14 protein-coding genes and 1 pseudogene are annotated in these 14,222 nt (G+C 64.3%); 11 read left to right on the plus strand and 4 right to left on the minus strand.

Annotated elements, in window-relative coordinates; genetic code table 11:
* Nucleotides 1-37 precede the first annotated feature (37 nt).
* The 11 genes and pseudogenes from A7A09_RS00755 to A7A09_RS00800 all read left to right on the plus strand — a co-directional run bounded on the left by A7A09_RS00755 (nt 38) and on the right by A7A09_RS00800 (nt 8,993).
* Nucleotides 38-964 carry a calcium/sodium antiporter gene (locus tag A7A09_RS00755; RefSeq protein WP_106689417.1) on the plus strand — a complete coding sequence of 309 codons (927 nt, stop codon included), beginning with the start codon at nt 38-40 and terminating at the stop codon, nt 962-964.
* Nucleotides 961-1,737: an SDR family oxidoreductase gene (locus tag A7A09_RS00760; RefSeq protein WP_106689419.1), complete on the plus strand. Its 777-nt coding sequence runs from the start codon at nt 961-963 to the stop codon at nt 1,735-1,737. The genes A7A09_RS00755 and A7A09_RS00760 overlap by 4 nt, the downstream gene beginning before the upstream one ends.
* Before the next feature lie 301 nt (nt 1,738-2,038).
* Complete coding sequence (uvrC, locus tag A7A09_RS00765; protein WP_106689421.1) at nt 2,039-3,889, plus strand: excinuclease ABC subunit UvrC; 1,851 nt, start codon at nt 2,039-2,041, stop codon at nt 3,887-3,889.
* Nucleotides 3,890-4,073: 184 nt separating this feature from the next.
* Nucleotides 4,074-4,460, plus strand: coding sequence for a hypothetical protein (locus A7A09_RS00770; RefSeq protein WP_106689422.1), 387 nt, complete (start codon nt 4,074-4,076; stop codon nt 4,458-4,460).
* A 125-nt stretch (nt 4,461-4,585) separates the two neighbouring features.
* Nucleotides 4,586-5,217, plus strand: a pseudogene (gene pgsA / locus A7A09_RS00775) (CDP-diacylglycerol--glycerol-3-phosphate 3-phosphatidyltransferase).
* Nucleotides 5,207-5,458: a molybdopterin converting factor subunit 1 gene (moaD, locus tag A7A09_RS00780; protein ID WP_106689424.1), complete on the plus strand. Its 252-nt coding sequence runs from the start codon at nt 5,207-5,209 to the stop codon at nt 5,456-5,458. Before pgsA ends, moaD begins: the two are co-directional and overlap by 11 nt.
* Nucleotides 5,459-5,461: 3 nt before the next feature.
* On the plus strand, nt 5,462-5,896 hold the full coding sequence (locus tag A7A09_RS00785) for a molybdenum cofactor biosynthesis protein MoaE (RefSeq protein WP_106689426.1): 435 nt from the start codon (nt 5,462-5,464) through the stop codon (nt 5,894-5,896).
* Nucleotides 5,897-6,028: 132 nt separating this feature from the next.
* Nucleotides 6,029-6,535, plus strand: a complete 507-nt coding sequence (locus A7A09_RS00790; protein ID WP_106689429.1) for a hypothetical protein — start codon at nt 6,029-6,031, stop codon at nt 6,533-6,535.
* A 241-nt stretch (nt 6,536-6,776) separates the two neighbouring features.
* The gene (locus A7A09_RS00795; RefSeq protein ID WP_106689431.1) at nt 6,777-8,147 is read left to right on the plus strand and encodes a glutamate--cysteine ligase; all 1,371 of its coding nucleotides are present in this window, start codon (nt 6,777-6,779) and stop codon (nt 8,145-8,147) included.
* Nucleotides 8,148-8,303: 156 nt separating this feature from the next.
* Nucleotides 8,304-8,465 (plus strand): hypothetical protein, encoded by a 162-nt coding sequence (locus A7A09_RS20700; RefSeq protein WP_170166982.1) that lies wholly within the window; start codon nt 8,304-8,306, stop codon nt 8,463-8,465.
* A gap of 108 nt (nt 8,466-8,573) precedes the next feature.
* Nucleotides 8,574-8,993 carry a hypothetical protein gene (locus A7A09_RS00800; protein WP_148043594.1) on the plus strand — a complete coding sequence of 140 codons (420 nt, stop codon included), beginning with the start codon at nt 8,574-8,576 and terminating at the stop codon, nt 8,991-8,993.
* 3 nt (nt 8,994-8,996) lie between these two features.
* Here the strand turns inward: A7A09_RS00800 and plsY are convergent, their stop codons facing one another.
* From plsY to A7A09_RS00820, 4 genes are all read right to left on the minus strand, one after another.
* A complete protein-coding gene (gene plsY / locus A7A09_RS00805) occupies nt 8,997-9,578 on the minus strand; it encodes a glycerol-3-phosphate 1-O-acyltransferase PlsY (RefSeq protein ID WP_106689435.1) in 582 nt (193 codons plus the stop codon).
* The gene (gene pyrC, locus A7A09_RS00810) at nt 9,575-10,867 is read right to left on the minus strand and encodes a dihydroorotase (RefSeq protein WP_106689437.1); all 1,293 of its coding nucleotides are present in this window, start codon (nt 10,865-10,867) and stop codon (nt 9,575-9,577) included. Before pyrC ends, plsY begins: the two co-directional genes overlap by 4 nt.
* Nucleotides 10,864-11,826, minus strand: a complete 963-nt coding sequence (locus A7A09_RS00815) for an aspartate carbamoyltransferase catalytic subunit (protein WP_106689439.1) — start codon at nt 11,824-11,826, stop codon at nt 10,864-10,866. The genes pyrC and A7A09_RS00815 overlap by 4 nt, the downstream gene beginning before the upstream one ends.
* Before the next feature lie 115 nt (nt 11,827-11,941).
* The gene (locus A7A09_RS00820; protein ID WP_106689441.1) at nt 11,942-14,221 is read right to left on the minus strand and encodes an NADP-dependent malic enzyme; all 2,280 of its coding nucleotides are present in this window, start codon (nt 14,219-14,221) and stop codon (nt 11,942-11,944) included.
* Between the last annotated feature and the right edge of the window lies 1 nt (nt 14,222).

Raw genomic sequence — 14,222 nt, forward strand, 5'->3', positions numbered from 1 at the left:
CGCAAATTCCTGTTGAAATTGTTGGGGATAAATCGACGTGGTCGTTGATCTGTTGCTGGTGCTTGCCGGGTTGCTGCTGTTGGTTCTGGGTGGTGATCTGTTGGTCAAGGGAGCGGTGAACCTGTCGCTGAGATTGGGTGTGGCGCCGATCGTTGTCGGGTTGACGGTCGTGGCTTTCGGCACCTCTGCGCCCGAATTGCTGGTCTCGCTCTCGGCGGCACTGAGGGGATCGACAGATATCGCGCTTGGTAATGTCGTTGGTTCGAATATCGCGAATGTGCTGATCATCCTGGGTGCCTCCGCCGTCGTTTCGGGGATCGTCACGAAGGGGCATGACCTGCGCGAAAGCTGGGTCATGATGATTGCGGCCTCTGCGCTGGTGATCGCGCTGGCTTTCACCGGCGAGATCGGGCGGATCGAGGGCTTCGTGCTGCTGGCGGCGCTGGTCCTGGTGCTGTGGCGGCAGATATCGGGAGCCAGGGCCAAAAGGCCGGAGCAGATCGAGGGCGCCGAGCCGGGCGCGACGGGGCGGCAGATCGGCTTCTGGCTGATCGGCGGGCTGGTCGCCCTTCCTGCGGGAGCGCATCTGCTGGTTACCGGGGCAAGCGATATCGCCCGGCTGATGGGGATAAGCGAGGCGGTGATCGGGCTGACTCTGGTTGCCATCGGCACCTCGCTGCCCGAGATGGCGGCCTCGGTCGCTTCGGCGGTGCGCGGGCGGGCGGATCTGGCGCTTGGCAATGTGGTCGGGTCGAATATCTTCAATATCCTGGCCATTCTTGGTATCACATCCGTGGTCGCGCCATTGCCGGTTCCGTCGCAGATGCTGCATTTCGACCTGTGGGTGATGCTGGGCAGCTCCTTGCTGCTTGCGCCGTTCCTGTTTCGCGGCATCCCGATGACACGACAGGTGGGAGCGGCGTTTCTGGCCGCTTATGCGGCTTATGTCTGGGTGCTGCTATGAGCGTCGCATTGGTGACCGGAGGAGCAAGGCGGTTGGGGCGCGCGATGGTGTTATGCCTCGCCGGGCGTGGTCATGACGTGGCAATCCATTACGATCGCTCTGCCGACGCGGCCGAAGCCACCGCGGCCGAAGCGCGTGCCATGGGGGTATCGGCGGAGGCATTCCGGGTCGATCTGCTGGACGAGGCGGCAACGGCGGCCCTGATCCCGCAAGTGGCCGAGCGGATGGGCCGTCTGGAGGTGCTGGTGAACAATGCCTCGATCTTCGACTACGACAATATCCACAATGCCACGATGGCGGGTTGGGATCGTCATATCGGATCGAATCTGCGGGCGCCGTTCCAGTTGATACAGGCGTTTGCCGCGCAGGCAGCCCCTGCCGGGACCGATGAAGGGGGCGAGCCTGTCGCGACCGGCCTGGTGGTCAACATGGTCGATCAGCGGGTGCTCAAGCCGACGCCGGAATTCATGACCTATTCGCTGGCCAAGGCGGGGCTGTGGGCGCTGACCCGCACCGCTGCGCAGGCGCTGGCGCCGGGGATCAGGGTGAATGCGATCGGGCCGGGGCCGACCATGATCGGCGCCCGGCAGAGCCAGGAGCATTTCGCCGCGCAGCGTGCCGCGACGATTTTGCAGCGCGGTGCGAACCCGGGTGATGTGACTGATGCGCTGGCATATTTCCTGGATGCGAAGGCGGTGACCGGGCAGTTGATCTGCGTCGATGGGGGGCAGCATCTGGGCTGGCGGACGCCGGATATCAGGGGGCTGGAATAACCGCGAGGGAGCGCTTGACGCCGCGTCTTGTCCACCGAGAACATTTTTGTTCACGCCGGTTGCGGATTCTTGCCGTTTTTTCAGCCTATTGGCGAGCTAAGGTAAAAAACTATTTGTTTTCAGTCGCCTCAATATTTGCTTAACTTTTAGGCATGGTAACAAAACCGTAACAATTGCAGGACAAAGCCTTGCTCCCCAACAGCCCCTCCACAGAGTTATCCACAGATTCCGTGGAAAGGTTAAAGCTTGCATTTGGCTGCGGGAACTTGCAGCCCGGGGCGGGAATCACCAATCTGATGCCATGACCCAAAAGACCGGCCACGCGCTGATCCAGGATTATCTTCGCACGCTCGAGCGCAGCCCCGGGGTTTACCGGATGCTGGATGCGCAGGGGGCGGTGCTTTACGTCGGCAAGGCGCGCGACCTGCGGGCGCGGGTGTCGAATTATGCACGTCCTTCGGGGCATTCGGCGCGGATTGCGCGGATGATCCGCGAAACCTGCTCGATGATGTTCCTGACCACGCGGACCGAGACCGAGGCGCTGCTGCTGGAGCAGAACCTGATCAAGCAGCTCAAGCCGCGCTACAACGTGCTGCTGCGCGACGACAAGTCCTTTCCCAACATCCTGGTCGCCAAGTCGCATGCCTTCCCGCAGATCAAGAAACATCGCGGCGCCAAGTCCGAGAAGGGCGACTATTACGGGCCTTTCGCCAGCGCGGGGGCCGTGAACCGGACGCTGAACCAGTTACAGCGGGTGTTCCTGCTGCGCAATTGCACGGACTCGGTATTCGAGTCCCGCACCCGCCCGTGCCTGCTTTTTCAGATCAAGCGTTGCAGTGCGCCCTGCGTGGGCCGGATCTCGGAAGAGGATTATGCCGGGCTGGTCTCGGATGCCGAACGGTTCCTGCAGGGCAAATCCACCGATATCCAGGCGACGCTGGCCCGCGAGATGACCGAGGCCGCCGAGGCGATGGAATATGAGCGTGCCGCCGCCCTGCGTGACCGGATCAAGGCGCTGACCGCCGTGCAATCTGTACAGGCCATCAACCCGCGCGGCGTGCCCGAGGCCGATATCGTCGCGCTGCATATGGAAAGCGGGCAGGCCTGCGTGCAGGTGTTCTTCATCCGCGGCAATCAAAGCTGGGGGAACCGCGATTTCTACCCGCGTCTTGGCGGTGCGGAAGCGCCGGACGAGGTGATGCAGGCTTTCCTGATGCAGTTCTATGACGACAAGCCGCCTCCCCGGATGATCCTGCTGTCGCATCCGCCCGAGGATCCGGAGCTGACCGCCGAGGTGCTGGGCCAGCGGGCGGGGCGCCGGGTCGAGGTTCTAGCACCGCAGCGGGGCGAGAAATTCGAACTGGTAACCAATGCCCTGCGCAATGCCCGCGAAAGCCTTGCCCGCCGCATGTCGGAAAGCGCGGCACAGCAAAAATTGCTGACCGGGATCGCCGAGGCCTTCGACCTGCCAGCCGCGCCGCGCCGGATCGAGGTCTATGACAACAGCCATATCCAGGGCAGCAATGCCGTGGGCGGCATGGTCGTCGCCGGACCGGAGGGCTATGTCAAAAGCCAGTATCGCAAGTTCAATATCAAGGGCACCGAGATCACGCCGGGCGACGATTTCGGGATGATGAAAGAGGTTCTCACCCGCCGGTTCCAGCGCTTGCTGAAAGAGGATCCCGACCGGCAGACCGAGGCATGGCCAGATCTGCTGCTGATCGATGGTGGGGCGGGGCAGGTCTCGGCGGTCGAAAGCATCCTGACCGAACTGGGCGTCAACGACGTTCCCATCATCGGCGTCGCCAAGGGGGTGGATCGGGATCACGGCAAGGAAGAATTCCACCGCCCCGGCAGACGGCCCTTCGCATTGCGGATGAACGATCCGGTTCTGTATTTCGTCCAGCGGCTGCGCGATGAGGCGCATCGATGGGCGATCGGCACGCATCGGGCACGGCGGGCCAAATCGGTGATGGCCAATCCGCTGGACGAGATCGCCGGGGTGGGCGCGGCCCGCAAACGCGCGCTCCTGGCGCATTTCGGCAGCGCCAAGGCGGTCAGCCGGGCGGGATTGCCGGATCTGCAGGCGGTCGAGGGGATCTCGGCGGCGCTGGCGCAGAAGGTCTATGACCATTTCCACGCCAAGGGTTGAAGGATAGGCGGCTTCTTGCCGATCTCCTTGGTGGCCTGCTTTCGTTCAACTTTCCGGCATTCCTTCAACTAAAGCCTTGCAATGTCCGGGGCAGCAGCGGGGTGGGTGCTATGCTACCGCTCGAATATGCCAGAATCAGGCTAAGGTTTCCCCCTGCTCACCCATATCGCAGAAGGAGGCTGCCATGCCCCGATTTCCATGCCTTGGCATCAGTGCCACCCCCACGCGCCTGTTCGCGCCCGACGATGCGCTGTCGCATGACCGCTGGTCGGATTTCGAGGATGACCTGACCCGGCTGGATGCCACGATCACCGATATCAATATCTCGGGCAGCGACCCGACGCTGCAGGTTCGCGCCAGCGATGGCGTCAACTGGACCATTGAACTGGGCGGTCACGGCCGCAACCGCGAGGCGGGACTGGAGGATGCGCCCGCAATACCGGGCGATCCGGTCCTGGTCGTCGGCCGCCGCACGCATCACTTTGGCGAGAACCGTATCAAGGCGGTCAAACTGACCATCGGTGATCGCGATTACCAGCTTTATCCCGAAGAACCGAACGGCGCCTCCTGACCGGGGGGCTCCGTGCCCGGCCCTGCGCCGGCCGCGATCCCCGTGGCGCGTTCCGTTGTCATTTTGCTGTCATCGCGGCGAAGCTGCCCCTTTCCAAGCGCGCCGGCAAAGACTAGCTTGCCGGCATGCATTGGACCGTCCCGAATATCCTGACCCTGCTGAGGCTGATCGCGGCGCCTGCCGTGCCGCTGATGTTCCTGTATTTCCATCGGCCATGGGCGGATTGGGCGGCGCTGGCGCTGTTCCTGCTGGCGGCCGTTACGGACTGGTTCGATGGCTATCTGGCCCGCGCCTGGCAGCAGGAAAGCCGGTTCGGTGCGGCGATGGACCCGATCGCAGACAAGGCCATGGTGGTGATCGCCCTCGTGGTCATCACCGGCTATTCGGGGATGAATCCCTGGCTGATCCTGCCCGCGGCGGTGATCCTGTTCCGCGAGGTCTTCGTGTCGGGCCTGCGCGAATTCCTGGGCGCGAATGCCAGGCTGCTGAAAGTCACCCGGCTGGCGAAATGGAAAACCACCTTCCAGATGGTCGCCATCGCCGTTCTGTTCCTGGGCACCGGCCTCGCCTATGTCGAGCACGGCCGCCCGCCGCTGGTCGGCGAGGGGGAATTGCCATGGTCCGACAGCTGGTCCGATCTTGCCACCCAGCTTGGCCTGCTGCTGATCTGGATGGCGGCGGCGCTGACCGGCTGGACCGGATGGGAATATTTCACCAAGCGCTGCCCTACCTGCGGGAGCCGAGAGATGACGCTTGATATCCTCTATTTCGCCTGGTTGCGCGAACGCATCGGCCAGCCCCGCGAACGCGTCGAGACCGGGGCCACCACGATCCGCGACCTGGTGGCGGAACTGGCCGCCCGCGATGAATGGCATGCCGCCGCCTTTGCCGACATGTCGGCGGTGCGCTGCGCCGTCGATCAGCAACTGGCCGATCTGGACACGCCGCTGGCGGGAAGCCGTGAGGTGGCCTTCTTCCCGCCCATGACGGGAGGCTGAGCCATGAGCGCCCGCGTCCAGACCGCTCCGTTCGATCTGGCCGCCGAGCTGCGCGGCTTTGGCGAGGGTGCGGGTGCCGTCGTCACCTTCTCCGGCATCGTGCGCGACGATAACGGCCGGATGACCGCGCTGGAGATCGAGCATTATCCCGGCATGACCGAACGGGCCCTGAACGATTACGGGCAGGAAGCCGCACGGCGCTTCGATCTCGCCGATTGGCGGATTATCCATCGCCACGGGCGTCTCGCCGTGGGCGAGCAGATCATGATGGTCGCCACCGCCGCCCGCCACCGCCGCGCGGCATTCGACGCCGCCGATTACCTGATGGACTGGCTGAAATCCCGCGCCCCCTTCTGGAAGCGCGAGATCGCCCGCGACGGCAGCGGGAAATGGGTCGAAGCCAGGACCAGCGATGAAGAGGCCCTGACCAGGTGGTGAGCTTCTTCTTTGTCCAAATACCTGCCCATGGCCGCCAGCCCGCCCATATGCCCGCGCCTATGCCGCCTTGGGTTTCCAGCCGGCAGGCCGGATGAGGCTCATCATCCATGAAAACCCGGTCGAGATCCGGTCATGATACGTCCTGAACTGCGCATATGGTTGTCCCGCTGGTCCGAAGCATTGGTCGCCGCCGCCGTGACGCTGGCCGGTCTCTGGCTGATCCTGCGGGGTGGCTGGTTCTTCGCATTGGTCGGGGCGCTGGTCGTTCTGGTTGGGGCTGCGCTGCTGATTGGCGCATGGCGGCGTCTGCCCTTTCGCCGACAGGTCCGGGCGCAAGGTGTGGTCGAGATCGATGAAGGCGCGATCCGCTATTACGGTGCAACCGTTCTGGGGGGTGAGGTCGCCCTGCGTGACCTGACCGAGATCCGGTTGCTGCGCCTGAAGGGGCGCGGTTACTGGTGGCTGCGCTCAAGCAGTCAGGAGGCTTTGCTGGTGCCGGTTGATGCGGCCGGGGCCGATGGGCTGGCACATGCCTTCACCGCTCTGCCGGGGCTGGATATGGGGGCGCTTTCAGCGGCACTGGAGCATGTCGCGGAACAGAGCGATGCGGTCCGCACGGTCTGGCGAAGACCGGATTGATGGCGGCTTTCACGCCCGGAATTCGCTCCACCCTTTATCCTCATGCAAATATCATCCGGGATCTCCGATGGGTGCGCCACCAGTTCTAGAACCACCCGGTGGCGGGCCGTCAGCCCCCGGCTATCGCGGGATGCGATGAAACGGCTCCGACCAAAAGCGGAAACGGTCCACGGCGGGTTGACTTGGGCTCCGCCTGTTGCCACCTGTGACCGACCGGTAACCTTGGAGAGGCCCCGTTCCCATGTCCATTCCCCAACAGGGCGGAGGCCCGATCGAAAGCCGCGATCAACTGGCCGCTTATCTTGCCGCCGGAGAAAAGCCCCGCGATGCGTGGCGGATCGGCACCGAGCACGAGAAATTCGGCTATTGCAAGGACAAGCGACTGCCGCTCCCCTATGAGGGGGCATGTTCGATCAAGGCGATGCTGACCGGCCTGCAGGAGCGGTTCGGTTGGAGCCCGGTCCTTGAGCAGGGCAACATCATCGGGCTGGAACGCGATGGCGCCAATGTCAGCCTGGAACCCGGCGGGCAGCTTGAACTTTCCGGCGCGCCGCTTGAGACGATCCACCAGACATGCGACGAGGTGAACCAGCATCTGGCCGAGGTGAAAACCGTCGCCGACGAGATCGGCGCGGGCTTTATCGGCCTGGGCGCCGCGCCGATCTGGACGCAGGATCAGATGCCGATGATGCCAAAGGGGCGTTACCGGCTGATGACCGATTACATGGATCGCGTCGGCACCCTGGGCAAGCAGATGATGTATCGCACCTGCACCGTGCAGGTGAACCTGGATTTTGCCTCTGAACCCGACATGGTGCAGAAACTGCGCGTGGCGCTGTCGCTGCAGCCGGTGGCAACGGCACTGTTTGCCAATTCTCCCTTCCTCGACGGCAAGCCCAACGGCATGAAAAGCTGGCGCGCGCATATCTGGCAGAATCTGGACGATGCGCGGACCGGGATGCTGCCCTTCGTCTTCGAGGACGGCTTCGGATATGATGCCTGGGTGGATTACGTCCTCGATGTGCCGATGTATTTCGTCTATCGCGATGGGCGCTATATCGACGCGCTTGGCCAGAGCTTCCGCGACTTCCTGCAGGGCAGGCTGCCCGCCTTGCCGGGCGAGATCCCGACGCTGTCGGACTGGGCCGATCACCTGACCACGGTGTTTCCCGAGGCGCGGGTCAAGAAATTCATCGAGATGCGCGGCGCCGATGGCGGTCCGTGGCGCAGGCTATGCGCCTTGCCGGCGCTTTGGGTCGGGCTGACCTATGACCAGGAGGCGCTGGATGCCGCATGGGACCTGGTCAAGGGTTGGGACCACGAGACCCGCGAGGGGCTGCGGCGCGCGGCGGGCAAGCATGCCCTGGCCGGAGAGGCGGGCGGGATCCGCTTGCATGATCTCGCGCGCGAGGTGCTGGCAATCGCCGAACAGGGGCTAAAGAACCGCCGCCGCGAGGGTGCAGGCGGCCTTGTGCCGGACGAGACGCATTTCCTGAACGCGCTCAGGGAAAGCGTCGATACCGGCAAGGTGCCCGCCGACGAGTTGCTGGACCGATATCACGGCGACTGGCACGGCGATCTGTCGAAAATCTATGGTGAATATTCCTACTGAACTTGCGCTCCGATAGTCGCCATGACAGCCTCACGGTATCGTGAGAATTTATGGAGATTATTGGATGCGTGACTTTTTCATTCTGTGGATGGAGCGGATCATCAATGTGGTGATCGTCCTCGGTGCGATTGTCGTGGTGATTGCGGCTTCGCCACCATGTTCAACGCCCAGGGCGGTTTCCTGCAGGGCCTGTTGGTCTGGGCCATCGGTGCGATCTACCTGGTCCTGATGGGTGGCATGATCTATCTCGGGCTGGGGATTTATAACAACACCCGTCGCACCGCCGACGCGATCGAACAGTTGAACGCGCGTTCGTGATCTCTTCGATCTGGACCTGCCAGACAACGCACGACAAGGTGACCGCACGCATCGTCCTGCCCGCTTGAAAAGGGCGGCCTCCGGTGGCACCCGAAGGAAAGCGGATATGTGACCGAGGATGAGATGCGGGCGGATCTGATGGGCTGGGTGCAGCGATTGGTGGCTATGGTATTCGTGATCGGGCTGGTGGCCCTGGTTGCGGCAATAACGACGCTTGTCCGTCAGGCCGAGGGCGTGCCGCCACTGCCGATCTATGCCGGTCTGGTCGGGGCCGTGGCGCTGATATTGCTGGCCGGGGCCTGCCTGGCGCTGATCTCCATCGCGGTATCGGCACGGCGTGGGGCGGATGCATTGCGGCGCATGGCCGCTCAGGGCGGGGTGGCCGCTCCGGTCGCGGCTCCGGCACGTCCCTTCTCCTCCAGCCCGATCCGCGAAGCCGCGAAAGAGCCCGAGCCCGAACCTGACGCAATCACGGCACCCTCGCGTCCCTCCCGTCCCGAAGGCAAGCGCCTGGTCGCGCAGCGTTAAGCGTTATTTCCTGCCGATCCGGGGCTCCGATCCGTCCAGAAGCCGGGTGATATTGGTCTTGTGGCGGATAAAGATCAGCGCCGCGATGAACAGGCAGACAAGGACCAGGTCGCTCCGGCCCATTGCCCATGCCAGCACCGGTGCAAAGGCGGCAGCCATCAATGCCGAAAGACTGCTGATACGGCTGATGATCGCGGTCAGCAGCCAGATGGCGCAGGCGCCGAGCCCCAGGGGCCAGTGCAACGCGATCAGGGTGCCAAGGAACGTGGCCACGCCCTTGCCGCCCCTGAAACCAAGCCAGACGGGGAAGCAATGGCCCAGAAAGGCAGCTCCGCCTGCCAGCATGGCCGCGAGGTCGCCGGCAAAACAGCGCGCCAGCAGCACGGCAGCAGCCCCCTTGCCGGAATCCAGCAGCAGCGTGGCCAATGCGGCGGGCTTGTTGCCGGTGCGCAGCACATTGGTCGCCCCGATATTGCCCGAGCCGATCTGGCGCAGATCGCCCAGCCCCATGAGCCGCGCGATGACCATGCCGAAGGGGATCGAACCAAGCAGGTAGCCAAGCACCGTCCACAGGATCAGGCTCATTTCTCGCCTCCGAATACCCGCTTGCCCGCGACCCAGGTGCCCAGCACGCGTCCCTCCATCCGGGCGCCGTCAAAGGGGGTGTTCTTGGATTTGGACAGCAGCTTGAAACGGTCCAGCACAAAGGGTGCATCGGGATCGAACAGGACCAGGTCGGCGGGGGCGCTCTTGCTCAGCCGCCCGGCTTCCAGCCCCAGCCTGCGGGCCGGGTTCAGCGCCAGCGCCCGCCAAAGCTGCGGCAGCGACAACCCGCCCTGATGGTAAAGCCGCATCGCCGCGGGTAGCAATGTCTGCAACCCGACAGCACCCGGCGCGGCGGCTTCGAAGGGCAGGCGCTTGGATTCCTCGTCCTGCGGGGTGTGGAAACTGGCGATCACGTCGATCACCCCATCCGCCACCGCCTGCACCATCGCCAGCCGGTCCTCTTCCGAGCGCAGCGGCGGGGTGAAGCGAAAGAATGTGCGGTAATCGCCGACGTCATATTCGTTCAGCGTCAGGTGGTGGATCGAGATCCCCGCCGTCACGTCCAGCCCGGCATCACGAGCGCGGGCCAGCGCGGGCAGGGCGCGCGCCGTGGTGATCTGGTCGGCATGCCAGCGGCAGCCTGTCATGGCGACCAGCGACAGGTCGCGGTCCAGCCCCATCACCTCGGCCATGGGCGACACCGAGGGGATCCCGTAGAGTGAGGCGAATTTGCCGCTGGTCGCCGCCGCACCTTTCGACAGTCCCGCGTCCTGCGGATGGCCGACGATCAGCGCGCCGGTGCCTCGGGCATAGCTCATGCAGCGCGACAGCAGCTTGGTATCGGTGACTGCGCGAACGCCATCGGTGAAGGCCACGGCGCCAAGATCGGTCAGAAAGCCGATCTCGACCATCTCGCGGCCCTCGCGCGCCTTGGTCAGCGCTGCCATGTGACGGATGTTCACCGGCGCGTCCAGGGCGCGGCGGGTCACGAATTCCAGTGACTCCGGCGTGTCGATGGGCGGCAATGTGTCGGGCCGGGCGATCAGGGTGGTCACGCCGCCCGCCGCCGCCGCAAGGCCGGCGCTGCGGAAGCTTTCCTTGTGCCGCTCTCCCGGTTCGCCGATCTTGACGCCCCAATCGACCAAGCCGGGGGCCAGCGCGCGGCCGCCGCAATCGATCACACTCGCACCTTCGGGGGCGGCCTCGTCCGGGGCGCCGGTCCCCTCGATCCGGCCATTCCTGACCAGAAGGCTGCCCGGCATGTCGCTCTGCGCCTCGGGGTCGATCAGGCGGGCATTGGCGAAGAGAATGGTCGCATCCGCGCTCATACCGTCACCTCCGCCGCCGCGCGTCCCCGTTCGGCGCGCAGGTTCCGGGCCAGCAGGTCCAGCGCCGCCATGCGCACGGCCACGCCCATCTCGACCTGGTCCTGGATGACGCTGCGATTGATGTCATCGGCGATGGTGCCATCGATCTCGACGCCGCGATTCATCGGGCCGGGATGCATGACGATGGCATCATCCGCTGCCAGCGCCAGCTTCTCGGCATCCAGCCCCCAACGGTGGTAATATTCCCGTTCCGACGGGATGAAGCCGCCATCCATGCGTTCACGCTGAAGGCGCAGCATCATGACGACATCGGCCCCCTTCAGCCCCTCGCGCATGTCCTCGTAGAGCTCGACCCCCATCTCCTCCACGCCCGAGGGCATCAGCGTCGAAGGCCCGATCAGGCGGATCCGGTTCTCCATCTTGCCCAGCAGGATCAGGTTCGAGCGCGCCACCCGGCTATGGGCGATATCGCCGCAGATGGCGATGGTCAGCCGTTGCAGCCTGCCCTTGGCGCGGCGGATGGTCAGCGCGTCAAGCAATGCCTGGGTAGGATGCTCATGCCGCCCGTCCCCGGCGTTGATGACGGCGCAGTTCACCTTTTCGGCCAGGAGGTTCACCGCGCCGGAATGGTCATGGCGCACGACCAGCAGGTCGGGATGCATGGCGTTCAGCGTCAGCGCGGTGTCGATCAGCGTCTCACCTTTCTTCACGCTGGACTGTGCCACGGCCATGTTCATCACATCCGCCCCGAGCCGCTTTCCGGCCAGTTCGAAACTGGCCTGCGTGCGGGTCGAATTCTCGAAGAACATGTTGATCTGGGTCATCCCCGCCAACGCGTCGGAATGTTTCACCGTGCGCTGGTTCAGGGCGACATATTCCTCGGCCAGATCCAGCAGGGTGGTGATTTCCACAGGGGCGAGGTGGTCGATGCCCAGAAGATGACGGGCGCGGAATGTCATGGGCGGCCTCTGATCGGGACGGGATCGGGTCTTCTATCGCAGATGGCGGACGGTGCGGCAAGCGGCGGTCTTTCTACAAGCTGAACAGCAAAGGATCCGAGGTGGCCTCGTCACCCTATTTCACCGTCCCCAAACCACCGGCCGAGATGGCGGCCATGTTCAGGATGTCGTTCACCGTCGAGGTGGTCGAGCAGATCTGGATCGGCTGCGGCACCCCGGTCAGGATCGGCCCGATCACCGTCGCGCCGCCCATCTCTTGCAGCAGCTTGACCGAGATCGAGGCCGAATGCCTTGCAGGCATCACCAGGATATTGGCAGGCCCGGTCAGGCGGCTGAAGGGATAGCGCGCCGCCGATTCCGGGTTCAGGGCGACATCCACCGTCATCTCGCCCTCATATTCGAAATCCACCTTGCGCGCGTCCAGCACCATCGGCGCCTGTGCCATCTTGGTGGCCCGCTCGCTGACCGGATACCCGAAATTCGAGAATGACAGGAAGGCGACACGCGGATCCAGCCCCAACCCCCGCGCCACGACCGCGCCGCGCGTGGCGATGTCGGCCAGATCCTCGGCCTCGGGCCATTCATGCACCAGCGTATCGCCGATCAGCACGATCCGGCCCTTGTGCAGAACCGCGGTGATCCCCACCGCCCCGTCCTGTGGGCGCAGATCGAAGACCTGGCCCATCTGGTCGAGCACATGCGCGCTCTTGCGCGTAGCCCCCGTGACAAGCCCGTCGCCATGCCCATGCGCCAGCATCAGGGCGGCAAAGACATGCCGGTCACGATTGGCCAGCCGGTTGGTGTCCTCGCGGTCCATGCCCTTGCGCTGAAGCCGGGCATAGAGGAAATCGTGATAGGCTTCGAGATGGCGGGTATTTGCGGCGTTGACCACCGCGATCTCGCGGACGGCATCGGCAAGTCCCGCTGCCTCCAGCTTTTCCTTTACGTCATTCTCGCGGCCCACAACCAGAGCCTGTCCCATGCCGCCACGTTGCCATGCCACGGCTGCGCGCAGCACGCGCGGATCGTCGCCCTCGGCAAAGATCATCCGGGCCTGAGTCTTGCGCGCGCGGGCATGCATGCCCTGAAGGATGGCGGCGGTGGGATCCATCCGGGCCTTCAGCGACTGGATGTAGCCCTCCATGTCGATGATCGGGCGGCGGGCGACCCCGGTATCCATCCCGGCCCTGGCCACCGCCGGGGGCACCACATGGATCAGCCGGGGGTCGAATGGGGCGGGGATGATGTAATCGCGGCCGAATTGCAGCTTGCGGCCATAGGCGGCGGCGACCTCGTCGGGGACATCCTCGCGCGCCAGTTCCGCCAGGGCGCGGGCGCAGGCGATCTTCATCTCGTCATTGATGGCGCGGGCATGGATGTCCAATGCGCCCCTGAACAGATAGGGAAAGCCCAGCACATTGTTGACCTGGTTGGGGTAATCGCTGCGCCCCGTGGCCACGATGGCGTCGGCGCGCACGGCATGGGCATCCTCTGGGGTGATCTCGGGATCGGGATTGGCCATGGCGAAGATGACCGGGTTGTCGGCCATGGATTGCACCATGTCCTGTGTCACCGCCCCCTTGACGGACACGCCCAGGAACACGTCGGCACCCTTCATCGCGTCTTCGAGGCTGCGCGCCTCGGTCGTCACTGCATGGGCCGATTTCCACTGGTTCATGCCCTCGGTCCGGCCCTGGTAGATCACGCCCTTGGTGTCGCACATGATGCAGTTGTCATGCTGCGCGCCCATGGATTTCAGCAACTCCAGGCAGGCGATCCCCGCAGCCCCGGCGCCGTTGAGCACGATCTTCACATCCTCGATCTTCTTGCCCGACAGCTCCAGCGCGTTGATCAGCCCGGCGGCGCAGATCACGGCGGTGCCATGCTGGTCGTCATGGAAGACCGGGATGTCCATCAATTCCTTCAGGCGCTGTTCGATGATGAAACATTCCGGCGCCTTGATGTCCTCGAGATTGATCCCGCCGAATGTCGGACCCATCAGGCGGACGGCATTGATGATCTCTTCGGCGTCCTCGCTGTCCAGTTCGATATCGATGGCGTTGACATCGGCAAAGCGCTTGAACAGCACTGCCTTGCCCTCCATCACCGGCTTGGAGGCCAGCGCGCCCAGATTGCCGAGCCCCAGGATGGCCGTGCCATTCGAGATGACCGCGACCATGTTGCCCTTGGTGGTGTAGTCATATGCGGTCTCGGGCTGGTCGGCGATGGCCTGCACCGGCACCGCGACGCCGGGAGAATAGGCCAGCGAAAGGTCGCGCTGCGTGGTCATCGGGGTCGAGGCGACGATGTCGAATTTCCCCGGCCGCGGCTCCATGTGATAGGCCAGCGCCTCTTCGGGCGTGATGCGTGACTTGCTGCGGTTCTTATCGACCATA

It is taken from the genome of Paracoccus methylarcula (genome assembly GCF_003007735.2).
Taxonomy (GTDB): Bacteria; Pseudomonadota; Alphaproteobacteria; order Rhodobacterales; family Rhodobacteraceae; genus Paracoccus; species Paracoccus methylarcula.